The following is a 25,604-nucleotide window of genomic DNA, read 5'->3' on the forward strand; positions in this document are numbered from 1 at the left end:
CTGCTCTCTCTTTTTTCTGTCCCGATTCTGCCACTATCGAGACACAACTTGACTGCTCTCTCTTTTTTCTGTCCCGATTCTCCCACTATCGAGACACAACTTGACTGCTCTCTCTTTTTTCTGTCCCGATTCTCCCACTATCCAGACACATTTTCACTGCTCTCTCTTTTTTCTGTCCCGATTCTGCCACTATCGAGACACAACTTGACTGCTCTCTCTTTTTTCTGTCCCGATTCTCCCACTATCGAGACACAACTTGACTGCTCTCTAGTCAAGTCCAGAATATTGTGTAAATTTAATACAATGTTTTCAACTACTACATTTGGATATGTGTATTATCCCCTACATTTTTTTTTGCGTAAATTCCATGGGCTTTCACTTACATATCCAGGGAAGGCTGTCAAAGGTTCCTCACTTTGACAGTCTTTCCTGGATATGTGATCATTCCATAATGGAAGCTACGAAAAAATTAGCATCTTCTTATAGATTTTGTAGAGTAAACAGATTCTTGGTATTCCATTAAAACAGCTCCTACTAAACGAAAAGCAGATTGTGTGTTTGGGAAGATACGAATAACTCTTTCTCTTCTTCGTACTTCTTGATTTAATCGTTCAAGAGAGTTCGTACTTCGTATATGAGGGCGCATATTCACTGGATGATTCATATATTGAATGGTATCTTCGAACCCTTCATCGAAAATAGTAAGAGCCTTTTCGTACTTTGGATTATTTCCAAATTGAGTCATCAGTTCATTCTTAAAGGTTCTGATATCTTCAACAGTGATTGCCTCAAACACACGCTTGATCATCATACGAATATCAGCTGAATCCTTTTTGGGCAACTTTTCAATAATGTTCCTTTTAAAATGAACATTACACCTTTGCCAGCTAGTACCTAAAAATTCACGTTGTATGGCTTTTTGTAAGCCTTGGTGAGCATCTGATATCACTAGTTTCGGAGACTGAAGTCCTCGTGATTTTAGCTGTTGAAGGAAGCGACTCCAACTCTCGTAATTCTCTGCATGATCAATACTTAGACCAAGTATTTCACGCTGGCCCTTATCTGTAATAGCTGTGGCAATATAAACAGCCTTTGAGACCACCTTATGGTGTTCTCTCACTTTGATATACATGGCATCTACAAAAAGATAGGGATAATATTTGACGTTTAAAGGACGCTTTGCCCAATCATTTACGATTGGATCTAATTTCAAGGTCAATGAAGAAACAAACGATTTTGAGACAGATTTACCACATAGCTGTTCAACTATTTGTGTTACCTTGCGTGTTGAGACCCCATTAATAACCATTTCCAACATGGAGATCACTAAAGCTTGATCACATCTAGCATATTTTTCAAAAACTGTAGTCGAAAACTCACCATCACGAGTTCTCGGCACCTTGAGTTGTATCTTGCCGATACTCATAATTAATTCACGTTCATAGTAGCCGTTGCGATAGTCACGACGGGCTGCAGAGCGTTCATAAGAAGCAGCATGTAGATAATCATCTCTCTCTTTTTCCATAAACTCATTTAAGACCAAAACAATTGCTGATTTAACTACTGCATCAATATCAGAATTTAATACAGAATCTTTTAAAACTTCCAAATCTAGGTTAAACTGTAACTGGGTCATCTTATTCCTCTTTTCATGTTTATCGTAGCTGAAAACATTGTAGCCAAGAGTGAATAAAATGAACCCTTTTTCTTTTTACACAATTATACGGACTTAATCTGCTCTCTCTTTTTTCTGTCCCGATTCTGCCACTATCGAGACACAACTTGACTGCTCTCTCTTTTTTCTGTCCCGATTCTCCCACTATCCAGACACATTTTCACTGCTGTCTCTTTTTTCTGTCCCGATTCTGCCACTATCCAGACACATTTTCACTGCCCGCTCTCTTTTGTGTCCCGATTCTGCCACTATCCAGACACATTTTCACTGCCCGGCCTATTTCCTGTCTCGATTCGCGAACTATCGAGATTCGATTTATCTACTCACTCTTTTTCTGTCCCGATTCTCACCATTACCAATTAAAGATTGGGACTAATCAATCTCACCCTTACTTATAATAAGTGCGTCTCGCATTCCCATGTGCAGTATAGTGTTCCCTCAAGATCCGCATTAAAGTTTTTCTACTAATGTCTGTATTACACCATTCATAGATACTCTCAGTAGTGATTCTTCCCTCTGGAAATAAAATTTCAAATTCTTTTATATTCCGTAAAATAGCTACTCCCACTGCTTCTTTTTCTCCACACCTTTTGCATAGATAGCTCTTGTTATTCCTATAAACTAAATAGGAATAACAAGAATTGCAATAAATGCCCTTTTGTAATTGGTCATAATAATATTCAGGAAGGTTAGTATGTGGATTCTTGGTTTTGTGTAAGGAGAGCAATGTTTGTGCGAGCTTCTTCTGATGATCATTTAATCTTGACGGGGTTTTATTAAAACTTCTTATAAAATGTTGTACTTGTGTTGGGAGAATTATTGGTTGATCCATTGGAGCTTGGTATAAAGTGAATTCTGGATTTATAAAGATAACAGAGGGTTCCACAAGGAAGTTGAGTTTGAGGGTTTGTAATAACTGCCGAAGTAGAGTGGCACTTCTCTTAAGCTGGATAATAGGATTCTTGTATTCTCGATTCGTTGTGACGGAGTAGAGTTTATCTCCTTCAAGATAACAATCACCTTCATAATTTTTTATATCTAGTAAGTGAATGACATCTTGCGAAATAATCAGTGAATCAATTTGAAAATAAGAATTGTTCACTTCTAAAAGCAAATCGTTGATCATATACCTTTCTTCTAAAATACTTTCTGCCGCTCTGTCAAATGCCACTTCTCCCTCAAAGCCCTTTTGAAGATTTAAGTATCGAAACTTTTCCTTTTCTGTTAATTCCATACGTGTGTATAAGATTTTAAAAAGTTTCAGCTCAATCGGTTCTTGCCTGTCTTTAATGATCATAGTTCACTACCTTTCTTTAGTTTTCTTTCATTTTATAGTATAGATTAGTTTACATTCAAATCTATAAATTTAAATTATGACTCACCAAAAGAGGCCATCTCCAATTCAAGACAGCCTCGCTCATTTAATCTTTTATTAAAAAACTACCTGGCACAACATCTACTATCACTTTCTCATAAGAATAATGATCTTTACCAGCTTCTTTATATCCCCAATATCCGTTAGTTTCTTTCCCTTTTTTAAAGGTTAGCTCAAAGCCCTTCCCTTCATGAAAACTGTAGCTTTTTACTTCTTGAACCGCTCCGTTATCTACCAATTGATAAGAAAGGAAATGACCTAAAGAGCCGTGTGGGGTAAGAACACCTGAGTGTGGTGCAACAGGACTGTTGTAATATTCATATCCTTTCGTTTCTACTTTCGATTCCTTTATCTTGAACTGGTGGGTATCAAGCGAGTATTGATCACCTTCAGTTAGCCATGATAGCTCAATATTCTCCATTTTGCGTCCAGTTTTCTTCATAGAGGAAAGATCTACTAAACTTACACCACCACGGCCAATCACCTCAATGGTATTTTGGTTGTTATATACACCATGGCTGTGTCTTCATCTATACCATATGATATTTCATTTTGTTCTCCTAATTCAGCAGTAACAGCTATGAGCCTGCCCAATCTAGCTTTTTTATCAAAATGTTGATCAATAATTCCTTCTTGGAAGAAACCTAGTCCTTGCTCAAGGTATCCTGGTCCACCTTCTTGCTGAGTCATGCCATCATATGTTTCGGTGAAGCCTTTAGATAACGTATCATAGCTTCCTCCTCCTGCAATCATAACATCACTCATAATCGCTGCTCCTGCACTTGTTCCTCCTAGGACCGCACCATTTCTGTAAATATCCCAAATAGCATTTAGTACCTTCGAATGGGTCATATCGTCATTTAATAGTGATGCTGTAATATTGGTCTGGTCACCACCGACAAACCAAATCGCTGTAAAATCTTTTATTTTCTTTGCTAACTCTTCATTATTTCGATTATCCAGCCAGCTAGATTCATTCTCTACCGTTCCTTTAAAATCATGATTTGAGATTGATAGAATTTCAATTACCTCACTTTCTACTCCGTATTGAATTAAATCCTTCTTATTACTGCACCTACTGCTGAAATCCATAGCGATAGACATAAAAGCAAAGTAAGTAAGATGCTAAAACCTTTTCTCATACAATCTCTCCCTCTCTTTTTTAGTCCACAGTTGCGAAATCACGTTTGTCAAAAAGTAACTTGCAAATTTTATGCCACTAGTAAAAGAAGGAAAAAGCCAGAAAATACACGTTGTCTTCAAGCTTATTGGGTTATTTCGGTTGTTTATAGGTGAAAACAATACACTCAATTAAAAAAGGAAAGCATCTCTGCTTCCCCTCTCACACCTATTTACTTTATGACCCCTTCTTCACATCTTCAATAAACGCTAGCACCTCATCCTCTTTCGTTGCCCAAGATGTAACAAGTCGTATAGCAGAAGAATCGTTATCAATCTTTTCCCAAAGATGGAATGCATATTTTTGCTGAAGTTTTTCAATAAAGGAGTTCGGGAAGATTGGAAATACTTGATTTGAAGGTGAATGAGTTAAGAATGAAAAACCTGCTTTGCTTATTTCTTCACGAAACTTTTCAGCCATCGAATTAGCATGGATTGCTAGATCGAAATAGAGGTCATCCTTGAATAATTCACGGAACTGAATACCCAATAGTCTCCCTTTTGCAAGAAGTGCTCCTTTTTGCTTCATATGAAAACGAAAATCTTCCTTAAGAGCATCGTTACAGATGACTAACGCTTCACCAAGTAGTGCTCCATTCTTTGTTCCCCCAATGTAAAAAGCATCTAAAAGTGAAGGTAAATCACTTAGCTTAAGATCACTTTCTGTTGAACAAAGTGCAGAGCCTAGTCTCGCTCCATCCATAAATAAAATGAGGTTATGTTCATCACAAAACTCACGTAACTGTATGAGTTCATCTTTTTGATAGACCGTTCCTATTTCTGTTGAGTTTGAAATATAAACTAACTTTGGTTTTACCATATGTTCATCGGGATGGGATTCTAAAACATTTTTAACATGCTCTACTGTTAATTTGCCATTATCACCCTCAACAGAGATGATTTTATGTCCAGTGGCCTCAATTGCACCTGTTTCATGTGTGAAAATATGGCCGGTATTAACTGAAATAGCAGCTTCATGTGGTCTAAGAAAAGCAGATATAGCTGTTAAATTTGTTTGTGTTCCCCCTGATAATAGATGAACATCTACATTTTTATTTAAAAGTTTTTGTTTAATTAGCTCCTTAGCTTCTTGTGTAAACCTGTCTTCACCGTATCCGTCTTCTTGGACAAGATTTGATTCTATTAATGCGTTTAGTATCCTTGGATGTGCACCTTCACTATAATCATTCTTAAAGCTGTACATAGTTATCCTCCATTTACTAATCGTTAGTCTGTCATAGAGATAGTATAGCATTTCTCGCTTGGATCATTGTATCAAGGTCTCTTGAGATAAAATAAATCAGACAACACAATATGTGCTGCCTGATTCCCAACTCTAGTTATAATAATTCTGTTGTTTTTTATTAAATTGAACAGTATAACCGCCACCAAGATCAAGTCGGTCTCCGTTAATTCCGTAAACAGGATAATTTCCACCTGCTTTAAGATTGCTATAAGGAGTTCCATCAGGGCTGAACATAGCAGCTTCTTTTGAAAGCTCTAGTCTTCCTAAATGATAGACTGGCTTATCTGACATTTTTACATAATAGCCGCCACCAACTTGATAGACACTTGAATCATAATCATAAACCATCAATGATTCACCTTTTTTAAAAACACGGTGAACAGTTCCATCAGGCTTGTACATAACAGTAGTTGAATTTTTAATTAAAATTCTACCTATGTATATGCTCATCTTGCTGCTATTAGCATCTACACGATATCCTCCGCCAACATCATAGCTGTTTCCAATAACTCCATAAACTCTTACTTTTTCACCTTTTTTAAGAGTTTTGAAAACTGATCCATTTGGAGCTAGCATAGAAACATCAGCTTTAATTGTTATTCTGGCTACAGGCTGTTTATGATTAGTCGGTAAACTAACATGTGGAATGGTGAGAGTCATTTTTGACATATTAAGATGGATTTGAAGTATTTTTTCTCCATAGCCTTTTCCAGGCACTGCCCATCTTCCATTTAAATCTGTCCATAAAGGCGCAATTCCTCGTGTTACAAGGTTAAAGCGAGGATCAATAAGCTCTGTATTCAGCGGATCTTTACTTGCATAAGCTTTTAAGTGCTGAATGTGAGCGCGAACTCCTTCCTCAGGTGTAGCAAAAAACGCACCTTTTACACCTCCACCAGTCGTTCCGATTCCTGCATAGTTATTTTGCTCTGGAATCACATCACCACCGAAGCGGAAAAAGCCTGTTTCATGAATGGCTTGAGCAAAGGCAATATCTCCACGTACTCCTTCTTTTCTACCAATTTCAAGATATAATTCTGCGAGTTGATAGATTGATACACTTGTAAGCTTTGGGGACGATTCGTTTAATAAAACATAATCTCCCATTTGCTTTGACGTTAACTGAGAAGGACCCATAATTGTTGTAGAATTTGCCGCTTTTGCAGAAAAACTTGGAACCAACGCACTTAACACCAAAATGAAAGCGAAAACTAGGGAATAAAGACGTGTGTCTTTTAACATAACAATATAACTCCTTTTTCCATTTGATCAATATCAAGTCATATTATAGCAAATAATAGATAAATAGTTATTCTTTTCTTGTAAAATATTAGAAAGATTGTCGAAAAAGATAATAATATGAATAACTATTATCACAGAACAAAAAGGAAATAATAGTTAAATGTCGCTTTAGTTGACCAAAAAAAAAGCAACTGGTCTATTAAAGACTTAGTTGCTTCAACAATAAATGATCTTTTTTAAGAATACTATACAATCTCCAACGTCACATCAATATTTCCTCTAGTTGCTTTTGAGTAAGGACAAAATGCATGTGCTTTTTCCACTAAATCCTCTAACGTTTCTCTATCAATTCCTGTTCCTTTTACTTGTAAAGTAACTCCTAATTTAAACCCTTGATCTGCTTCATCTTTTAATAAGCTAACGTTTGCAGTTACTTCTGACTCAAATGTTTGACGCTCTTTTTTCGCAATAAATTGCAGAGCTCCATCAAAGCAAGCTGCATAGCCAGCCGCAAATAGCTGTTCAGGATTTGTTGCTTCAGGTATTTTTTTTGCTCTAGGCGTTCCAGGCATTGCCACCTCTAACTTAATGACACCATCTGGTGATTCAACTCTACCTTCACGTCCTCCTACTGCTGAAACTGTTGATGTAAATAATGTGTTTGACATTTTTAATTCCTCCAATAAATAGTTTTTTAAAATTAAATTTTACAAACCCTTTATGTCATCATCATACAACCCTCTTTTTATATTGTCAACAATTTAATTTTACACAATCTAATTGTTGAGTTAATTTTTAGATTTGATACAATTGAATGATGAAAGATTAAATATATTTGAGGTGTACATCATTGGGAAATAATGAAGAACTAAAATTAGATAATCAACTATGCTTCTCTCTATATGCTTGCTCTCGGGCAATTCTTCGTCTTTATCGTCCATTTTTGGATGAAATGAATTTAACTTATCCTCAATATTTAGTTCTCCTAGTATTGTGGGAAAAACAGCAAAGTTCGGTAAAAGAGCTTGGCGAGCTGCTAGAACTTGACTCTGGAACACTTACACCCATGCTAAAGCGAATGGAAACAGCTGAACTTATTGAAAGAAGACGCGACAAAGCAGATGAGCGTGTTGTTCTTGTTACCATTACAGAAAAAGGAGCTTCTATTAAAGAAAAAGCTGCTTGTGTCCCACAATCATTATTAAATTCATCTGGTATGTCGGTAGACGAGATTCTAGCTTTGAATAAGGCAATTAAGCATTTATCACTTCAGGTACATTCAGCTCTTTAAAAAATAACAACACAATGACAAAGACCGTCATTTTCGTTCCTAGAAAAACACATGAATCTTATAGTGATTACCAAATTTGAGGGGAGCATTTCCCCCTCTCTTTTCTTGAACTTGTCCATGTCTTCATTCTTGAAGCATAATTTTACTCCATTTTGAAATCTAGAAAATCAAAAAAACTGCGCCAATTGTGATCACAATTCCACCTATTACCTTCTGTTTTGTTATTTTCTCCTTTAAAATCACGAAACTTAAAATCATCGTGATCACAACACTTAATTTATCTATCGGAGCAACTACTGAAACCTTTCCAATTGCTAGGGCACCAAAATAACAAAGCCATGAAAATCCTGTTGCCATACCAGACAGAACCAAAAATAGATAGCCTTTAGTAGAGATTGTTTTCATGTTTTTCTGAGTTCCTTGAAAGAACACAATTGCCCACCAGAACACCATAATAACGATTGTCCTTAAAAAGGTAGCAACATTTGAATCAACATCTTCAATTCCGATTTTTGCTAAAATGGCAGTAAATGCAGCAAAGACCGCTCCTAAAATCGCATACAGAATATAAGTATGTGATCTTGCAAAACCTTTCTTTTCTTCATTCTTACCAATCAACACAAATGTCCCAATCGCAATTAATGCTCCTCCCACCATGATATTTGGGATAGCTTTTTCCCCTAAAATGAGGATAGATAAAATGATAGTTAATACTACACTCGATTTATCAATTGGTATCACCTTTGAAGCATCACCCATTGATAGTGCTCTAAAGAAAAACAGCCATGACACACCAGTAGCAAAGCCTGATAATAAAATAAAAATTAGTGCTTTCGTAGAGATTTCTGTGATAGAGTCCAGCTGGTCTGTTATCAAGACAATAAGAAAAGCCATGATTAATACAATAATCGTACGAATAGCAGTTGCTAAATTCGAATTCACATTTTCCATTCCAATTTTCGCTAATATTCCTGTAAGGGCTGCAAAAAAGGCTGCAAGTAACGCTAAAATGACACTCATGTTTTGACCTTCTTTTCTATTCATTTCTCTTATTATGTGAAGAAAACTGTTCTTTACTATAGATCAATACCTTCATCATGTATATTCAAATTAAAAAATCAGTGTATATTAACAGATTCAGTTTTGAAATATAGAATACGAATGAGTATTGGTTTTCATATGATAATTCGCACTAGTAAATAAAGGAAATGTAGCAAGTAATCAGCAAAGAAAAATGCACCCAATTTAACGAATTCCATCTCTTCAAGAATCACCAGCAAATAAACTACTAGATAAGCGGAAAAATTCCTCCTAATGAGGACATAACACGAAAAACAGGTTAAATAGACGGAAAGATTCGCCTATTTAATCAAAAAAGAAGAAAATGGACCTTTTTACTTTGCTTAACCGGAGAAATTCCGCTTATATCCCCTAAACCGAGTTCCATTCTTCATCTAACCAGAAAAACTCCGTTTATTTAAACAATCGGTTACTCAATTGAAATCCAGAAAGTCTGCTAAACCAACAAAAATAAAAAAAGGATACCACCGGTCATAACCGAAAGGTATCCTTTTCAAACTCTTATATTATTGTCTTACCCGAGCAATTGATAGTCCATCACCAATTGGGAGAATGATTGATTCCAACATAGGGTCATTTGCAACTCTCTCGTTAAATGCTCGTATACATTCTATACGCGGGTCGTCAATTGATTCCTCACAAACCCTTCCTCTTTGCAGAACATTATCAGCAACTATCAGAGCACCCGGGTTAGCTAATCGCAATGCCCAATCTAAATAGTTCGGATAATTAGGCTTATCAGCATCGATAAAAATGAAGTCAAACTTCCTTTGTTCCGCTTCTAGCTGCTCTAAACTTTTTAAAGCTTCACCTGTATAGTATGTAACACGATCACCAAAGCCAGCTTTTTTCAGATTTTCATGCGCTAATTCCGCATATTCTTGCATTAATTCTAATGAAGTTAATTGCCCATCCTCTCTAAGACCACGAACAAGACAGATTCCACTATATCCACCTAAAGCTCCAATCTCCAAAATTTCTTTTGCTCCAGAAATTTTCACTAACAATGTAAGAAGCTTTCCAATTTCCGGTGGAACAGATATATTCCTCATACCTTTTGCCTGGATACTTTCTAAAACATCATCTAAAATCCTATCATCCTTCGTGAATAGTGAATGGATATACTCTTCTACCTTCATATGTTTCCTCCAGAGTTCAAATTAGTTGAACACTCTATCAATAAATCAAATTATGGTAGTTGTTTTATTTTTTCTTCAATTGATTTTCGTTCTTTTGGTTCGTTAATCTCCTCAGGATATCCTACACCAAACACTCCGATTACATCATAATCATCCGAAATACCGAGAATATCACGGTTTTTTTGAGCATTTCCCATTGAACACCAAAATGTTCCTACTCCTTCTTCCCATGCAGCTAAATTAAAGTTTTGAACGAAGCAGGCTGTAGCAAGGGCATTTTCTGCTGTTTCCACTTCTGTTTTCCCGTGTTTTGATAAAATAGCAAGCACAACTGGGGCATGAAAAAAATCTGTTTTATGATTTAATTTTTCTCTTGTTTCAGGACCAACTACATACACTTCCCACGGTTCCGTCATTTTGTGATTAGGAGCCATAGTACCAGCTTGCAGCCATTTACTAAGCTGTTCCATTTCAATCGGGTCAGCTTTAAAGTTTTTAATCGTGCGTCGAGAATAAATCGTTTCTAATGTTTTCATAAGATATGTTCCTCCTTGTATCTACTTGTTAAATTTTATTTTCTTGTTAATTTTGCATCTTCATTAAGTTCAAAATGTCTAGTATATTCATCAATTGTTAACTCAATTGCTTTTAATTCTCCAAGAACAACCTGCCTTATTTCCTGAAATTCGGGTGCATCTAGTTGTTGTTTTAATGTAGTACGCTTTACATGTAATCTGTCTAAAAACTCAAGGGCCCGACCTCTACGAAAGGTTTGAGCGCCAGAGTGATGTCTCCTTCCTTTATGGCCACCACCTCTATGGTTTTCACCTTTTTTATGACCATCAAACTCCTTCAACAATCAATCACTCCTTTGTATACTTATGTGTATGTGTTAAATGTATACAAAAGTATACAAATTGTCAAACTATTTATTAAACTCTTCTTTCACAAAAAAAATCAACCTAATAAAAATTCAGATTGATTTAACATTATTGTTTAGCAGAAGTCTATTTCATATAGTTCTCTACCAATTCATAACATCTTTCTTTAGTAGTATTTGCTAGGGAAGCTGTATATTCTAGTGGCTCCATCGTTCCTCCTTCAAATTGACTTGCATCTTCTTTCGCTGTTTCATCTCTAAGTGTGATCCATTTTCTTTGTTCTTGTCGGAGTTTTTCCATCTCGTCTGCTGGTAACTGTTTTTCTAGAACCTGATAGATTTCATTTAAAGCTTGATCCCACTTTTCCAAGATTTCTTCTAGTGATTTCCTCATTCCAAATGTTGTACCATCATTGTTATTCCTAATTTCTGTTGCTGCCTTTTCTATGCTAGTGAGTTTATCTAAGTATTTCTGTTTATTTCCTTCACTCACAACTGATTCTTCACTTATATTTTCGTCTTCTGTTTCATCCTCGGCTGCTTGCTGCGAATCCTTATCTATAGTAGTATCTGTTTCTTCAGTATTATTTTCTTCTGTTATATCATTATCTTGTTTTTCCGAGTTATCCGACTCATTGGATTGAGTTTCCTCATTACTATCAGCTTTAGTTTCTTCATTTTCATTAGTCGGTGCTTCATTCTGATCAGAATTTTTTTGATTGTTGCACCCAACCAAGAGGACAAATATTGCTAACACTGTAAATATTGACTTCAAAAAATAACTCCCTTTCTAAATTAAAATACCTTCTATAGCGTACACCTTCATTCAAGATAATAAAAGGTGCAAAAGGTATAATTTCCCATCTATTACACTTCATACTTTTACACTCCAAGATTTCTAGTATCCATAACTTCTTATTTCTTTTTCTCTTCTTTTACTGATAAGATATGAGCTTTTGCTCCATATTCTACTCGTATTGTTTTTCTAGCCTCTACAGGTGTTCTTGCTGTTACTGATTGAATTTGCTTTTCTCCATTCATCTCCATTTCAACAAGAAAGCATTTTGATCCGCATCTCAACTAGATCCCTCCTTTTTTTGACAAAAAGAACCTTCAATCTAAAACGATTAAAGGTTCTGCACATTTATATAGAATGGTATTTAATTAGTTAACCCTTGAAAAAACACTTATCCCCTGTTTTCCCTTGCAAAGAATTAACTAAATACGGGCTTTTTTTCGCTTAACCCCAATGTTTGTGATGTGTTAGTATGGATTTCGTTTAAAAGTTGCGGATTTTCCATTAATGACACACCATAAGAAGGAATCATTTCTTTAATTTTTGGTTCCCACTCATCCAAATAATGAGGGAAGCATTTTGTGATGACTTCAAGCATAACGTGAACTGCAGTTGAAGCACCTGGTGAAGCACCGAGCAATGCTGCAACAGAACCATCAGCTGCACTAACAACCTCTGTACCAAACTGAAGTGTTCCTTTTCCACCAGCTTCAGTGTCCTTAATGACTTGCACACGTTGACCTGCTACAACTAAATCCCAATCCTCACTTTTAGCATTTGGTATAAACTCACGTAACTCTTCCATACGTGCTTCTTTTGATAACATTACTTGCTGTATCAAGTATTTTGTTAACGACATGTTTTTGGCACCTGCCGCTAGCATTGTTAACAGATTATCCGGTTTTACAGAAGTGATTAAATCAAACATCGATCCATTTTTTAAAAACTTTGGTGTAAAGCCAGCAAATGGTCCGAACAATAATGATTTTTTGTTATCAATAAATCGTGTATCAAGATGTGGAACAGACATCGGAGGAGCTCCAACCTTAGCCTTACCGTAAACTTTTGCATGGTGCTTCGCTACCACTTCCGGATTATTACACACCATGAATAGTCCACTTACCGGGAAGCCACCAATATGCTTACCTTCAGGAATACCTGACTTTTGTAGTAAATGCAGGCTTCCTCCTCCGCCTCCAATAAAGACAAATTTCGCTTTATGTCGTTCAACTTCACCGCTACCAAGATTTTGCACCTTTAATTCCCATAAGCCATCACTAGTACGTTTAATGTCACTTACACTACGATTATAGTGTAAATTAACATTTTTAGTCTCCAAGTGATCAAACAGCATACGTGTTAATGCACCAAAGTTAACATCTGTTCCCGTGTCAATTTTTGTTGCTGCTATCGGTTCATGAGATGTACGTTCTTGCATAATTAACGGAATCCACTCCATTAATTTTTCTGGATTATCAGAAAATTCCATTCCTTGGAAAAGCGGATTTTTTGAGAGCGCTTCAAATCGTTTTTTCAAAAAAGTAACATTTTCCTCTCCATGTACTAAACTCATATGAGGCAGTGGCATGATAAAATTGTGTGGATTTTGAATGAGTTTGTTTTGTACAAGAAAAGACCAAAACTGCATGGAAATTTGAAATTGTTCATTTATTTTAATCGCTTTACTAATATCTACAGATCCGTCAGGTTTTTCGGATGTGTAGTTAAGCTCACAAAGTGCAGCATGCCCCGTTCCTGCATTATTCCATTCATTGGAGCTTTCTTCACCTGCATTTGAAAGCTTTTCAAAAACTTTTATATTCCAGTCAGGCACCAACTGTTTCAGTAGTGTTCCTAAAGTCGCACTCATGATACCGGCACCAATTAAGATAACGTCTGTTTTCAATTCTCTATCGCTCATATTTACCTTCCTTATACCCTAGTATTCGCAGAAAAACTAGTAATCCTTCTGCTTAGACGTCACACCAAACCAAGGCGCGACTTAGTCTCACACACTTCTTTGTCTCCATTTTTTGCATAACCTTGATGTATTATATTATTTATAGATGAATATATTAACTATTTATCTACTATTATATGATAATTATAAACTTTTTGAAAGAAGGTAGAAAGTGAGAAATATGTCCATAAGGAATAAAATAAAGAAAAATATAAATCTTCATTCACATTTTTCAATGATCGTGAACAGTCTTATCCTTATTAGGAAACCAATCTCCCCTTACTATTGTACGCTTCTCATAGCCTTTATGTGAATAGACATATGCTTCATATCATGGAGATTCTAATTTTGTATTTATATTCATTTTTTTCTAAATTATTAGTATTTTACCCAAATGAAAAAGCACATTTCAAAAAGAAATGCGCATTGTTGAGATATGAAGGGAAAGATGTCTTTTCATCATTGCCTTTATTTACTCAAATCGAATCCTCTTCATTCCTATGGTAAGGAAAACAACTGTAAATACGAGAAGAATACCAATAGGATAGATGATATCTAAGATCGTCCCACCTCTTGCGGCAATTTCTGTGAACCCTTCAAGTCCCCAGTATTGTGGAACAAATCTAGCTGCTTGCTGCATAAAGTCAGGCATGATTTCAAGAGGCCAATAAACGCCTCCAAGCATACAGGTAGAAATGACGATCAAGTTGCCGAGCACCGATTGTTGTTCAGAGGACTTAACAAATCCTGCAATAAAGAGTCCTAGACCAATTGTACAAAGTAATACACAGGAGACGAGCACAATATTTGCTAACAAATTCCCCCATTCAACATGAAATACTACTTTTGTTATGAGCATTAATAGCCCAAATTGAATCCATCCAATTAAAAAGAATGAAAGCAGATATCCACCTAGTAATTCTCTTTTAGAAGTCGGGGTAGACATGATTCTATACCAAACACCAGTCTGTCTTGCTTCTAAAAGCACACCTGTACTTATCAGCATGCTAATCATCACAAACATAATCGTAAAACCAGCGGATCGAGCAGTTAAATTGGACATTGTTGCAACATCATTGCTTTTAGTTACGGTGACAGTTTCAATAAAGGCAGGAGCTCCAGTAATCTCTACAAATATTTGATCTTGAACCACTTTCGGCTCCTCCCCAGTCATTTCCTGATAAAAATTTGAGGCTTTCGCTCCAATCTGAATTTTCACAATGCTATCGTTAATCATTTGTTCAATCATAGCAGCTCCTTCAAATGAAGCTTGAGAAACAAATACAACTTTCGGGATCTTATTATCTACCAATTCTTTTTCAAACCCTGAATTTAATTGAATAAATCCTGCGATTTTTTGGTCATCAAATTTTTGATCTGCTGTTTGACTATCATCGATGCTAATATCTACCAAACCCTTACTTTTCACTTCATCTATTAAAGTCTTTGATAACGTGGTGTTATCCTGATCTACCACTGAAATAATCGGCTTGCTTTCTTCTCCTTCAGAAAATAACCCGCCAAAGATAAAGGTAAATAGCAAGGGCATTCCAAACATTAGCAAAAATGATTGTGGCTTTTGAAACATTCTTTTAATCTCAAAAGCTGCAATTGCTCCAATTCTCCTCATCACTTTCTCTCCTTACCTATACTTTAGTTTCATTGACCCTATAAACAAGGTTGTTAGCCCAATTGCCATTAAAATCGTCACGGGCATAACAAGTGAAGACCATTTTGTTCCGTTCATTATTTCTAAGAAACTATGAAGAGCCCATTTATTAGGTGCAATATTAGCCATTTGTTGCATAATGTTAGGAAAAGAAGCAAGTGGAATCATTGAGCCTCCTAGGAGCGCTAGAATCTGCACCCCAATTCCTCCCATCGTATCAGCGGTTTTTTCTTCTGTTATTAATCCTGCTATAATCATCGATAACCCCGCTACAGCTACTGAATATGCTATTCCAACTACAAGAAGCTGCAGGATGTTGTTTCCCCATGCTACTCCAAATAGATAATGAGTGGTTATGACAAACACAATAAATTGCAGGAGGGAAAAAGAAAAAGTTCCAAGGAATTTTCCGATCATAATAGATGAATGTCTAATTGGAGTGCACATTAGTCGAGCTAATGTGTCTGTTTTTCTCTCTTGAATAATTGTTTTTGCTCCAATGGTTGTATTGAATAAAATAAACATAGCCCCCATTGCAGCTGCATAATATTGCATTCCCGAAATTGGTTCCTTACCGTCCCTTTCACTTATAACTGCACTCACTTTTGATCCTGCAATTTTCGTAAGATCATCTACAAGATTCGTTATCATATCGGCTGAATTCAAATTTTGATTTGAAACTGGAACGACAGTTAAAAGCTTATCAGCAACTGTACCCGCAGCAGCTGATACTGTTGTGATCCGATCAACAAAAGATTCAGTTATTGAGCTAAGAATAGTAGCTTGAATTTCTTTTGCTGGATCTTTTAAAATTTTTACCGTCTTTTCTTCTCCCTTCATTAACCCTTCTCCCCAGTTAACAGGCAGAATCAAGCCAACATCTACTTTCTGATTTTCCAAAGCCACTCTTAAATCCTCTTCTGTTTTAAACTCACTCACTGTTATACTATCTCGTAATTCTTTTCCTTGAAGAACGTCTTGAATAAATTGATCTGTAACCTCATCAGTAGAAGACACAACGATACCAGCCGATGTTTCAGGTAGTGTTCCATCTTCACCGAATACACCGCTAAGAGCTGAACCTAAAATCATTGTTAAGACGATCGGCATTAATAATAGAGTGATAAAAGATTTTCGGTCTTTTAATCTGATTTTCATATCTTTCCAAGCAATTGTGAACATCTTATCACTTCTCCTAGTCTCGTAAAGATCTTCCAGTTAACTGCAGGAATAATGTTTCAAGATTTGCTTCTTCGATTTTAACAGCTTCAATCTTTAACCCTTGATTAACAGCTGCTGTGATAATAGATCCCAATGCTTCTTGAGGATTATGAGAGAAAACCTCAAGAAGCCCTGAATCTTCTTTGTATACAACTTGGGTCACACCATGCACTTGTTTTATTGCTCCCCTTGCCTCGTCTGTCATCTTTTCAACATTGATTTGAACAAAGCTACTTCCCGCTAACCTATTACATAGCTCTGCTTTTGTGCCAATGGCCATTACCTCTCCATGATCCATAATTCCAACACGATTACAAAGGAACTCTACTTCCTCCATGTAATGACTTGTGTAGATAATCGTCATACCTTTTTCATTCAAAGCTTTCACAGTTTCAAGGATATGATTTCTTGACTGTGGATCAATGCCAACAGTTGGTTCATCCATAATAAGTAATTCTGGTTCATGCATTAAAGCTGCCCCAATATTGATTCTTCGCTTCATTCCTCCCGAAAAAGTCTCAATTCGATCTTTTCCACGTTCCTTTAATCCAACAATCTCTAGTACTTCTTCTACTCGTTTTTTTGCTTGAGAACCTGAAAGGCCATACATTTTACCCCAGAATAGAAGATTATCTTTTGCTGACATCGTTGGATAAAGAGCAATTTCCTGTGAGACCACTCCTATTTTTTTCTTAATGCTTATCGGTGATGTTTTTACCGATTCATTCCCAACAAATACATCACCATTATCATAAGGAATTAGTCCACATACCATTGAAATGGTCGTTGATTTTCCCGCTCCATTGGGACCTAACAGACCAAACGCCTCACCTTTTTCAATCGTAAACGAAACATTTTTTACTACCTCTTTTTTTCCATAGCTTTTCTTCAGCTCTCTAACTTCTAACATATCTCCACATCCTCACTGGATCGACATTTTAATCTTGTTTATCAACATCTAAAGTATAGCGCGATATCTTTCCTTCTAAATCCCTCTGCAGATAGAAAATTCCATAAAAAAAACACAGCTATATTAGCTGTATTTCATAGTCATATATGCCAAAAGTCATCGATCAGAAGGTAGTAATGTTATATCTTACAGCAAAAATGGCTGCTTGTGTTCGATCTCTTAAGTTAAGCTTGCTGATCAAATTTGAAACATGATTTTTCACGGTTCCCTCTGAAATAAATAATTGAGAGGCTATTTCTTTATTGTTTAAGCCTAGTCCAAGCTTATTTAACACTTCAATCTCCCGTTCTGTAAGTTCTTTGATGACTTCAGGAATTTCAGTAGATTGCTCAGCAGTTTGATTTTTTCTCATTTCTCTCACAATATCAGCTGTTAACTCTTTTGGAAGAACCATTCCACCTGATTGAACTGTCATGATTGCCTGCACAATAGCATCTGTCGGCATATCCTTTAACAAATATCCGCTCGCCCCTTCTTCAAGCGCTTCAAAAATTAAAGCACTATCATGAAAGGTCGTGAGCATAAGCACTTTAATACCAGGATATTTGGATGTAATCAACTTAGTTCCCTCTACCCCGTTTGCCACAGGCATACGAATATCCATTAAAACAATGTCTGGCATCAAGTCACTAGCCTTTTCAAAAGCTTCCTGACCATTTGATGCCACACCAACAACCTCAAGCTCAGATTTCATATTAAGGATGGTTGCAAGTCCATCTCTCATCAATTCCTGATCATCAACAATTAATAACTTAACCACTAAGCTCCCCCCATTTGCCACTGTATCTCTTTAAGTGGAAATTGTGCTTTTACAATAAACCCATTAGAAGCTGCACTTTCAAACATAATGCTTCCACCATGTTCATGAACTCTTTCTCTCATATTCTTTAATCCGAAGCCAGGACTAACTGTTGTTGCACCTGTTCCGTTGTCTTTAATAAAGATATCAATATTTGAATCTGTTATTACCAGAATAACACTGCACTCGTTTGCCTGCCCATGTCTGACCGAGTTAGTTATAGATTCCTGTATTATACGAGTTAAATCTAATTGGATGGAAGCTGGAATACTTGTAGCCTCACCCTTTACAGACAAAGTTGATGTTAACCCAGTCATCATCTTGTAGTCTTCTAGTATCTTTCTTACTGTGGATAGAAATGACTGTGGCTGACGGTCCTCCCTTAAGGTACGCACTGATAGACGAATTTCCTGGAGAGTATTCCGCGCCAATTCCTCACAAAGCAGGATTGTTTCCCTGCTTTTCTCAGGTTGTGAATTTTGCAACTCTTTAGCAACCTGCAACTGAACCAGTAAAGCAGTCATCTTATGTCCAACAGTATCATGAATTTCACCTGATATTCGATTGCGCTCTCGAATAAGCGTTAACTCCTCCACCTGATTTGAATAATGATGAAGCTTTTCATGAGCAACCTTTAGAGCATCATGAGTTTGGTTAAGCTCTTTATACTGACTTTCAATCTTCTCCTGAGCATAAATTAACTTATGTAGTAACCTACCAACTACCGCTGCAAACACAATAAACGTGAAGTTGATCACATTATTCATCACGCTAAAATTGCCTGTAACATAAAAGGTATAGATATTACAAATACCCCAAAGAACGAAAAACGCAAGTGAACATAACCAAAGCGTCTTCTTACTTTCAGCCACTAAGAATAGTGTGACTGCATTTACACCAAACAAAATTAAATAAAGAGTCGATTCAGGAAAGAGAAAAACAAATCCAATGATTAGAAGAGAATCTAAAGCAAGTGGAATCAAGTAATATCTTTTTCCAGCCTGACTCCCCATAAATAAGTGATTAAAACAAAATCCCACTCCTGCTATAATTGTATAAACTAATTGAATGGTTGTATGACTTTCAACAGATTGATAGTATATATAACTCATTAAAATAAACATAACTAGCCTAAGGCTGTTTAAAAAGGTTAACTTCAAGGAATCACCTCTATGTTTGGAGGATTTTAGATTGCTTTAGATTTGTTAAGATATTCCTATTATAAGTTTAATCTAATTATTTGGTAAGATTAAGTGTTAAGTTTTCCACTTAATGTAGTTTTTTTCTGAATACTTTATTTACAATTCTCACATATTCACTTTATAATTCTACTTGTGATGATTCTCCACAATTTTACTTCTTAGACACACTTCACATTTTTTGTAAACGCATACAAATTTGAGGGAAGGAGTGTTAAAAATGAAGAACCGCGTAAACCCCGAGTTAGTACAAGGCTTAGAAATGTTTCAAGATTTAGATATACGCCCAGAATATTTGCCAGCACTTCGAGAAGGCGCAGCTCAGATGAGGCAACCTACTGTTGTTGATGAATCTCTTTCATTAACTGATGAAATTATTGTTGGACCAGATTCAAACCCATTACCAATAAGAATTTATGGTCAAAAGTCACATACCGAATCTTTACCTGCTCTGTTATGGATCCATGGGGGTGGATATATTTTAGGATCAATAGATGATAATGATGATCTCTGTATGAGGTTTGCAAAAAAAGCTAATTGTGTAGTTGTTTCAGTAGACTATCGTCTGGCTCCTGAACACCCTTACCCAGCACCGATAGAGGATTGTTACACTGCTTTAAAATGGATGGCAGATCATGCAGATTCATTAAATATTGATTCGAACAGAATTGGTGTTGCAGGTGCTAGCGCTGGGGGAGGATTAACAGCAGCTTTAACATTATTAGCTCGCGATCGGCAATATCCTTCCCTTTGTTTCCAAATGCCACTCTATCCAATGATTGATGATCAAAATAACTCACCTTCTACAAACGAAATTAAAGATGGGTTTGTTTGGAATCAAAAAACAAATGAAGCAGGCTGGAAGATGTATTTGGGAGAATTATATGGAAAAGATAACATCCCTGCTTATGCAGCTCCTGCACGAGCTGAAGATTATCGTCATTTACCATACACCTACACATGTGTAGGGCAATTAGATCCTTTCAGAGATGAAACTTTATCTTATGTAACCAAACTTGCACAGGCTGGTGTAGATGTTGAATTTCATTTATATCCTGGAGCCTATCACGGGTTTGAAGGAATAAATCCAGATGCTGATCTATCAATTCGCGCCACAAATGAATATATTCAAGCAGTTAAAAACGGCTTTGAAAGACTTGAAAAGGTTAAATATTAATTTTTATTTGTAACACTCACAAACTATTTGTGAGTGTTACAGCAAAAAAGCCGATAATAGTTATCGACTTTTTTGTTTTTATTATTTAGAAGAAACAGACTCTGTCTCTTTTTCTATAGAAATTTCTTTGTTGGATATCATATTATTAACAGCACTGAACAGAGCTTTTACTGAGGATGTCATAATATCAGCGTCTATTCCACATCCCCAATAGACTGCACCATCTAAAGCAGTGATCCCAACATAAGATACAGCGTTAGATTCTGAGCCTATGTTTTGCGCATGTTCCTTATACATTAAATCTTTATAACGGAAACCAAGTTGCTCCTGAAGTACGTTACTAATCGCATCAAGTCTTCCGTTTCCTGTTCCACTTAACTTGTATTCTTGTTCATTCACTTTAAACATAACTGCTGTTTCATAATGAGCATTTTGAGTGAACGTGTAATCAATAAACTCGACAGGTGTATTAATATTGACAAAGTCATTAATAAAAATGTCATAGATTTCGTTTGGCATAAGTTCTTTATGTTTTCGATCCGAAATATTTTTAACGTGATATCCAAAGCTTTCACGCATTTCAACAGGCAAATCAAGTCCATATGTTTGGTGAAGCACATAGCCAATTCCACCTTTACCTGATTGGCTATTAATACGAATAATATCTCCCTCATATTGTCTACCAATATCCATTGGATCTATTAATAAATATGGAACATTCCAGTACTGACGTTCTTTCTCTTCACGCCATTTCATTCCTTTTGCAATCGCATCCTGATGAGAACCAGAAAATGCTGTAAAAACAAGTTCGCCTCCATAAGGATGTCTTTCGTGAACGGTCATTCTTGTTAGTTTCTCATACTGTTTAATAATGTTTGGGATATTTTCTAAATTTAGATTTGGATCAACACCATGTGAAAACATGTTTAACGCAAGTGTAACAATGTCCACATTACCTGTTCTTTCTCCATTTCCAAACAATGTTCCCTCCACTCTCTGTGCACCAGCTAGCATTCCTAACTCTGCGTCTGCTACACCTGTTCCTCTGTCATTATGTGGATGAAGGGAAAGGATTACATTGTCCCGATAGTTAAGATTCTCACTCATATACTCGATTTGGCTAGCGTAGACGTGAGGCATAGACATTGATACTGTTGCTGGTAAATTGATAATGACCTTGTTTTCCGCATCAGGTTGCCATTCATCTAACACACGATTGCAAATTTCAAGTGCAAACTCCACTTCTGTGCCTGTGAAGCTTTCCGGAGAATATTGAAATTGGAAATCTCCTTCCGTTTCAGCAGCATATTTTTTAAGTAGCTTTGCTCCAGTTACTGCAATATCAATAATTTGTTCTTCCGATTTTTTAAACACTTGCTCACGCTGTGCTACAGATGTTGAATTGTATAGGTGAACCACTGCTTTTTTCGCACCTTTTAGAGCCTCAAATGTTTTCTTAATAATATGATCTCTTGACTGTGTTAACACTTGGATTGTTACATCATCCGGTATTAAATCTTGTTCAATTAATGTACGTAAAAAAGCATATTCCGTTTCAGATGCAGCTGGAAAACCAACTTCTATTTCCTTAAAACCAACTTCCAACAGCAATTGAAAATACTCTAACTTCTCTTCTAAGCTCATAGGCACAATCAACGCCTGATTTCCATCGCGCAGATCCACACTACACCAAGTAGGAGCTTCCGTAATATACTCTTTCTGCGTCCATTTTAAGCTAGTCACTGGAGGCATAAAATAACCTCTAGAATACTTATCAATATTTTTCATTTAAAATACCGCCTTTCCATTATTATTCAAATAAAAAAGCCTATCATCTCATAAGAGACGACAGGCTATAACCTTCGTGGTACCACTCTTTTTGGTTCATCACTAAATAAACGAACCCACTTTGAGACTTTATTACGGTAGTCATCCGTTAAGACCTACATATCAGTCCTACCACTCCTGGGCGAGTTGGGGAATCAATTGACTGTCTTTCACCACCCGACAGCTCTCTAAACAATCTATTTTCCTTAATATTCCCATTCACAGTGTTTCAATAATTTATACTAATCTGATTTTTCTAATTTTATAATAAGTTAGATGAATAATCAAGAGGAAATTGATGTTTTGTGTGCGTGTTTTGTGGGGGGGCCTGTTGTGGGGTGAGCACTGTGGTGTGGGGGGTGACTGTCACTCCCCGTTTTTTGTAGAATGGTGTCGCTTTTCTCCATTTTGCACATGAATTCTTATCTACCTCAAGCTAAGTGCATGTACATCACAAAACTGTACATTCTAATATAATCATCTTTGTACATATTAAATTAGCATTCATACTTAAATTAACTTTCGTGTTCGGACTAAGGCATGCGATAAGCTACAAAGTGTTGTTCCTAAGAGAATGAACGACTAAAGTGGTTGGATAAGAGCGTGTAGTGTCGTTCATAAGGAGGATGAACGACACAGGTGGTTGAGAAAGAGAGAATATCTCCACGTCAGCTTGTTCTTCTTGCTTCACCCCAGTCTCAGGCTAGTAGGTTTATTTATTCTTTGCTTCTCAATTTCAACTCTCAGTTTTGTTTACTATACAAAAAAAGACCAGTATCTCTACTGATCTTTTCTTCTTCTTACTTGGCAACGTCCTACTCTCACAGGGGGAAACCCCCAACTACCATCGGCCCAAGAGCTTAACTTCCGTGTTCGGACTATCGGCTTACGATAAGCGGCGAATCTCCGCGTCAGCTTGTTCGTTCAGATCCTCATGTGCCAAGACCGCACACTCCGGTCTTCACTCCCTGCGCTTCCTTGACCTTCTTGCTTCTCCCAAGCCTCAGGCTAGTAGTCTTACTTTGTATCTAATTTCCACATACAAACCTTCGGTTTAATTACCTTTTAACAAAACAAAAAAAGACCAGTATCTCTACTGATCTCTTTTTCATCTTACTTGGCGACGTCCTACTCTCACAGGGGGAAACCCCCAACTACCATCGGCGCTGAAGAGCTTAACTTCCGTGTTCGGCATGGGAACGGGTGTGACCTCTTCGCCATCATCACCAAATAATGTGGTTTACGGCTTCCGATGAACTGTTCGTTCCTCGAAACCCTTTTACTTTGTATAAAGTTTTCAGGAATACATATTCCCTCAAAACTAGATAACGATTCACAATTCAATTCACTACTGAGTTCAACGTTCTTACATGTCCAGTTCCAGAAGCCAAATCCTACGGTAATTTCACTCTCTCGAAGAAGTCAAAGAACGACTTCATCTCGATCGCTCCAATTCCCTATGGATTTGAACGGGCTTCTTCCACTTTTCTATTTAGGTTAAGTCCTCGATCGATTAGTATCAGTCAGCTCCACACGTCACCGCGCTTCCACCTCTGACCTATCAACCTGATCATCTTTCAGGGATCTTACTCACTAATGTGATGGGAAATCTCATCTTGAGGGGGGCTTCATGCTTAGATGCTTTCAGCACTTATCCCTTCCGCACATAGCTACCCAGCTATGCCTTTGGCAAGACAACTGGTACACCAGCGGTGCGTCCATCCCGGTCCTCTCGTACTAAGGACAGCTCCTCTCAAATTTCCTACGCCCACGACGGATAGGGACCGAACTGTCTCACGACGTTCTGAACCCAGCTCGCGTACCGCTTTAATGGGCGAACAGCCCAACCCTTGGGACCGACTACAGCCCCAGGATGCGATGAGCCGACATCGAGGTGCCAAACCTCCCCGTCGATGTGGACTCTTGGGGGAGATAAGCCTGTTATCCCCGGGGTAGCTTTTATCCGTTGAGCGATGGCCCTTCCATGCGGAACCACCGGATCACTAAGCCCGACTTTCGTCCCTGCTCGACTTGTAGGTCTCGCAGTCAAGCTCCCTTGTGCCTTTACACTCTACGAATGATTTCCAACCATTCTGAGGGAACCTTTGGGCGCCTCCGTTACATTTTAGGAGGCGACCGCCCCAGTCAAACTGCCCACCTGACACTGTCTCCCAGCCCGATCAGGGCTGTGGGTTAGAATTTCAATACAGCCAGGGTAGTATCCCACCGACGCCTCCACCGAAGCTAGCGCTCCGGCTTCTCAGGCTCCTACCTATCCTGTACAAGCTGTACCAAAATTCAATATCAGGCTACAGTAAAGCTCCACGGGGTCTTTCCGTCCTGTCGCGGGTAACCTGCATCTTCACAGGTACTATAATTTCACCGAGTCTCTCGTTGAGACAGTGCCCAGATCGTTACGCCTTTCGTGCGGGTCGGAACTTACCCGACAAGGAATTTCGCTACCTTAGGACCGTTATAGTTACGGCCGCCGTTTACTGGGGCTTCGGTTCAAAGCTTCGCTTGCGCTAACCTCTCCCCTTAACCTTCCAGCACCGGGCAGGCGTCAGCCCCTATACTTCGCCTTGCGGCTTCGCAGAGACCTGTGTTTTTGCTAAACAGTCGCCTGGGCCTATTCACTGCGGCTTTTCCGGGCTATTCACCCTAAAAAGCACCCCTTCTCCCGAAGTTACGGGGTCATTTTGCCGAGTTCCTTAACGAGAGTTCTCTCGCTCACCTTAGGATTCTCTCCTCGCCTACCTGTGTCGGTTTGCGGTACGGGCACCTCTCACCTCGCTAGAGGCTTTTCTTGGCAGTGTGGAATCAGGAACTTCGGTACTATAGTTCCCTCGCCATCACAGCTCAGCCTTCGCGACAACGGG

Annotated in this window: 22 protein-coding genes, 2 rRNA genes and 1 other annotated feature (1 of these 25 only partly in view); of the genes, 2 read left to right on the forward strand and 22 right to left on the reverse strand. The window is 37.5% G+C overall.

The genetic code is table 11. The annotated features are described in order from the left end of the window. Positions 1-469: 469 nt before the first annotated feature. From LPC09_RS21555 to LPC09_RS21585, 7 genes are all read right to left on the reverse strand, one after another. Positions 470-1,636, reverse strand: a complete 1,167-nt coding sequence (locus LPC09_RS21555; RefSeq protein ID WP_098798984.1) for an IS256 family transposase — start codon at positions 1,634-1,636, stop codon at positions 470-472. A 427-nt stretch (positions 1,637-2,063) separates the two neighbouring features. Beyond that, a complete protein-coding gene (locus LPC09_RS21560) occupies positions 2,064-2,972 on the reverse strand; it encodes a nuclease-related domain-containing protein (RefSeq protein WP_098798374.1) in 909 nt (302 codons plus the stop codon). Between the two features lie 124 nt (positions 2,973-3,096). Then, the gene (locus tag LPC09_RS21565) at positions 3,097-3,492 is read right to left on the reverse strand and encodes a hypothetical protein (protein ID WP_141549708.1); all 396 of its coding nucleotides are present in this window, start codon (positions 3,490-3,492) and stop codon (positions 3,097-3,099) included. Positions 3,493-3,530: 38 nt separating this feature from the next. Then, on the reverse strand, positions 3,531-4,142 hold the full coding sequence (locus LPC09_RS21570) for a cyanophycinase (protein ID WP_176551141.1): 612 nt from the start codon (positions 4,140-4,142) through the stop codon (positions 3,531-3,533). A 265-nt stretch (positions 4,143-4,407) separates the two neighbouring features. Continuing rightward, positions 4,408-5,433: a threonine aldolase family protein gene (locus LPC09_RS21575; protein ID WP_231308258.1), complete on the reverse strand. Its 1,026-nt coding sequence runs from the start codon at positions 5,431-5,433 to the stop codon at positions 4,408-4,410. Between the two features lie 132 nt (positions 5,434-5,565). Further along, entirely contained in the window at positions 5,566-6,717 is a 1,152-nt protein-coding gene (locus tag LPC09_RS21580; protein ID WP_098798371.1) for a glucosaminidase domain-containing protein, read from the reverse strand. 245 nt (positions 6,718-6,962) lie between these two features. Then, positions 6,963-7,385, reverse strand: a complete 423-nt coding sequence (locus tag LPC09_RS21585) for an organic hydroperoxide resistance protein (protein WP_098798370.1) — start codon at positions 7,383-7,385, stop codon at positions 6,963-6,965. Between the two features lie 182 nt (positions 7,386-7,567). Here LPC09_RS21585 and LPC09_RS21590 point away from each other — a divergent pair, with 182 nt between their 5' ends. Then, positions 7,568-8,008 (forward strand): MarR family winged helix-turn-helix transcriptional regulator, encoded by a 441-nt coding sequence (locus tag LPC09_RS21590; RefSeq protein WP_098798369.1) that lies wholly within the window; start codon positions 7,568-7,570, stop codon positions 8,006-8,008. A 159-nt stretch (positions 8,009-8,167) separates the two neighbouring features. On the opposite strand, the gene LPC09_RS21595 is transcribed toward LPC09_RS21590, so the two are convergent. The 12 genes from LPC09_RS21595 to LPC09_RS21650 form a co-directional block, all read right to left on the reverse strand. After that, positions 8,168-9,028 carry an EamA family transporter gene (locus LPC09_RS21595; RefSeq protein ID WP_231308259.1) on the reverse strand — a complete coding sequence of 287 codons (861 nt, stop codon included), beginning with the start codon at positions 9,026-9,028 and terminating at the stop codon, positions 8,168-8,170. Between the two features lie 566 nt (positions 9,029-9,594). Further along, positions 9,595-10,227 (reverse strand): O-methyltransferase, encoded by a 633-nt coding sequence (locus LPC09_RS21600; protein WP_098798367.1) that lies wholly within the window; start codon positions 10,225-10,227, stop codon positions 9,595-9,597. A gap of 50 nt (positions 10,228-10,277) precedes the next feature. Beyond that, positions 10,278-10,763, reverse strand: a complete 486-nt coding sequence (locus tag LPC09_RS21605) for a nitroreductase family protein (protein ID WP_098798366.1) — start codon at positions 10,761-10,763, stop codon at positions 10,278-10,280. Between the two features lie 35 nt (positions 10,764-10,798). Then, positions 10,799-11,083: a hypothetical protein gene (locus LPC09_RS21610; RefSeq protein ID WP_098798365.1), complete on the reverse strand. Its 285-nt coding sequence runs from the start codon at positions 11,081-11,083 to the stop codon at positions 10,799-10,801. Between the two features lie 151 nt (positions 11,084-11,234). Then, positions 11,235-11,882, reverse strand: coding sequence for a lysozyme inhibitor LprI family protein (locus LPC09_RS21615; protein ID WP_231308261.1), 648 nt, complete (start codon positions 11,880-11,882; stop codon positions 11,235-11,237). Between the two features lie 140 nt (positions 11,883-12,022). Continuing rightward, positions 12,023-12,187, reverse strand: coding sequence for a hypothetical protein (locus LPC09_RS21620; RefSeq protein WP_176551140.1), 165 nt, complete (start codon positions 12,185-12,187; stop codon positions 12,023-12,025). 134 nt (positions 12,188-12,321) lie between these two features. Further along, positions 12,322-13,824 carry a malate:quinone oxidoreductase gene (locus tag LPC09_RS21625; protein ID WP_098798363.1) on the reverse strand — a complete coding sequence of 501 codons (1,503 nt, stop codon included), beginning with the start codon at positions 13,822-13,824 and terminating at the stop codon, positions 12,322-12,324. A gap of 511 nt (positions 13,825-14,335) precedes the next feature. Further along, positions 14,336-15,493, reverse strand: coding sequence for an ABC transporter permease (locus LPC09_RS21630; RefSeq protein ID WP_098798362.1), 1,158 nt, complete (start codon positions 15,491-15,493; stop codon positions 14,336-14,338). A gap of 12 nt (positions 15,494-15,505) precedes the next feature. Next, a complete protein-coding gene (locus LPC09_RS21635; RefSeq protein ID WP_098798361.1) occupies positions 15,506-16,714 on the reverse strand; it encodes an ABC transporter permease in 1,209 nt (402 codons plus the stop codon). A 13-nt stretch (positions 16,715-16,727) separates the two neighbouring features. Further along, positions 16,728-17,663: an ABC transporter ATP-binding protein gene (locus LPC09_RS21640; protein ID WP_098798360.1), complete on the reverse strand. Its 936-nt coding sequence runs from the start codon at positions 17,661-17,663 to the stop codon at positions 16,728-16,730. A 163-nt stretch (positions 17,664-17,826) separates the two neighbouring features. Next, positions 17,827-18,483, reverse strand: a complete 657-nt coding sequence (locus LPC09_RS21645; protein ID WP_098798359.1) for a response regulator — start codon at positions 18,481-18,483, stop codon at positions 17,827-17,829. After that, positions 18,483-19,682: a sensor histidine kinase gene (locus LPC09_RS21650; RefSeq protein WP_098798358.1), complete on the reverse strand. Its 1,200-nt coding sequence runs from the start codon at positions 19,680-19,682 to the stop codon at positions 18,483-18,485. Before LPC09_RS21650 ends, LPC09_RS21645 begins: the two co-directional genes overlap by 1 nt. A gap of 259 nt (positions 19,683-19,941) precedes the next feature. Between LPC09_RS21650 and LPC09_RS21655 the strand changes: the two genes are divergently transcribed. Beyond that, complete coding sequence (locus LPC09_RS21655; protein WP_231308263.1) at positions 19,942-20,898, forward strand: alpha/beta hydrolase; 957 nt, start codon at positions 19,942-19,944, stop codon at positions 20,896-20,898. A gap of 81 nt (positions 20,899-20,979) precedes the next feature. Here the strand turns inward: LPC09_RS21655 and LPC09_RS21660 are convergent, their stop codons facing one another. The 3 genes from LPC09_RS21660 to LPC09_RS21670 all read right to left on the reverse strand — a co-directional run. Continuing rightward, entirely contained in the window at positions 20,980-22,686 is a 1,707-nt protein-coding gene (locus tag LPC09_RS21660) for a 2-isopropylmalate synthase (RefSeq protein WP_098798356.1), read from the reverse strand. Positions 22,687-22,736: 50 nt separating this feature from the next. Continuing rightward, positions 22,737-22,957 (reverse strand) — a binding site (T-box leader). An 883-nt stretch (positions 22,958-23,840) separates the two neighbouring features. Beyond that, positions 23,841-23,956, reverse strand: a 5S ribosomal RNA gene (gene rrf, locus LPC09_RS21665). Between the two features lie 262 nt (positions 23,957-24,218). Then, positions 24,219-25,604 (reverse strand): 23S ribosomal RNA (locus LPC09_RS21670) (it continues 1,545 nt past the right edge of the window).

This window comes from Metabacillus sp. B2-18 (assembly GCF_021117275.1).
GTDB lineage: Bacteria > Bacillota > Bacilli > Bacillales > Bacillaceae > Metabacillus.

Excerpts from the sequence above, each read along its gene's own strand:
- LPC09_RS21555 (WP_098798984.1), bottom strand. The coding sequence starts at position 1,636 with ATGACCCAGTTACAGTTTAACCTAGATTTGGAAGTTTTAAAAGATTCT.
- LPC09_RS21560 (WP_098798374.1), bottom strand. The coding sequence starts at position 2,972 with ATGATCATTAAAGACAGGCAAGAACCGATTGAGCTGAAACTTTTTAAA.
- LPC09_RS21565 (WP_141549708.1), bottom strand. The coding sequence starts at position 3,492 with ATGAAGAAAACTGGACGCAAAATGGAGAATATTGAGCTATCATGGCTA.
- LPC09_RS21570 (WP_176551141.1), bottom strand. The coding sequence starts at position 4,142 with ATGGATTTCAGCAGTAGGTGCAGTAATAAGAAGGATTTAATTCAATAC.
- LPC09_RS21575 (WP_231308258.1), bottom strand. The coding sequence starts at position 5,433 with ATGTACAGCTTTAAGAATGATTATAGTGAAGGTGCACATCCAAGGATA.
- LPC09_RS21580 (WP_098798371.1), bottom strand. The coding sequence starts at position 6,717 with ATGTTAAAAGACACACGTCTTTATTCCCTAGTTTTCGCTTTCATTTTG.
- LPC09_RS21585 (WP_098798370.1), bottom strand. The coding sequence starts at position 7,385 with ATGTCAAACACATTATTTACATCAACAGTTTCAGCAGTAGGAGGACGT.
- LPC09_RS21595 (WP_231308259.1), bottom strand. The coding sequence starts at position 9,028 with ATGAGTGTCATTTTAGCGTTACTTGCAGCCTTTTTTGCAGCCCTTACA.
- LPC09_RS21600 (WP_098798367.1), bottom strand. The coding sequence starts at position 10,227 with ATGAAGGTAGAAGAGTATATCCATTCACTATTCACGAAGGATGATAGG.
- LPC09_RS21605 (WP_098798366.1), bottom strand. The coding sequence starts at position 10,763 with ATGAAAACATTAGAAACGATTTATTCTCGACGCACGATTAAAAACTTT.
- LPC09_RS21625 (WP_098798363.1), bottom strand. The coding sequence starts at position 13,824 with ATGAGCGATAGAGAATTGAAAACAGACGTTATCTTAATTGGTGCCGGT.
- LPC09_RS21630 (WP_098798362.1), bottom strand. The coding sequence starts at position 15,493 with ATGAGGAGAATTGGAGCAATTGCAGCTTTTGAGATTAAAAGAATGTTT.
- LPC09_RS21635 (WP_098798361.1), bottom strand. The coding sequence starts at position 16,714 with ATGTTCACAATTGCTTGGAAAGATATGAAAATCAGATTAAAAGACCGA.
- LPC09_RS21640 (WP_098798360.1), bottom strand. The coding sequence starts at position 17,663 with ATGTTAGAAGTTAGAGAGCTGAAGAAAAGCTATGGAAAAAAAGAGGTA.
- LPC09_RS21655 (WP_231308263.1), top strand. The coding sequence starts at position 19,942 with ATGAAGAACCGCGTAAACCCCGAGTTAGTACAAGGCTTAGAAATGTTT.
- LPC09_RS21660 (WP_098798356.1), bottom strand. The coding sequence starts at position 22,686 with ATGAAAAATATTGATAAGTATTCTAGAGGTTATTTTATGCCTCCAGTG.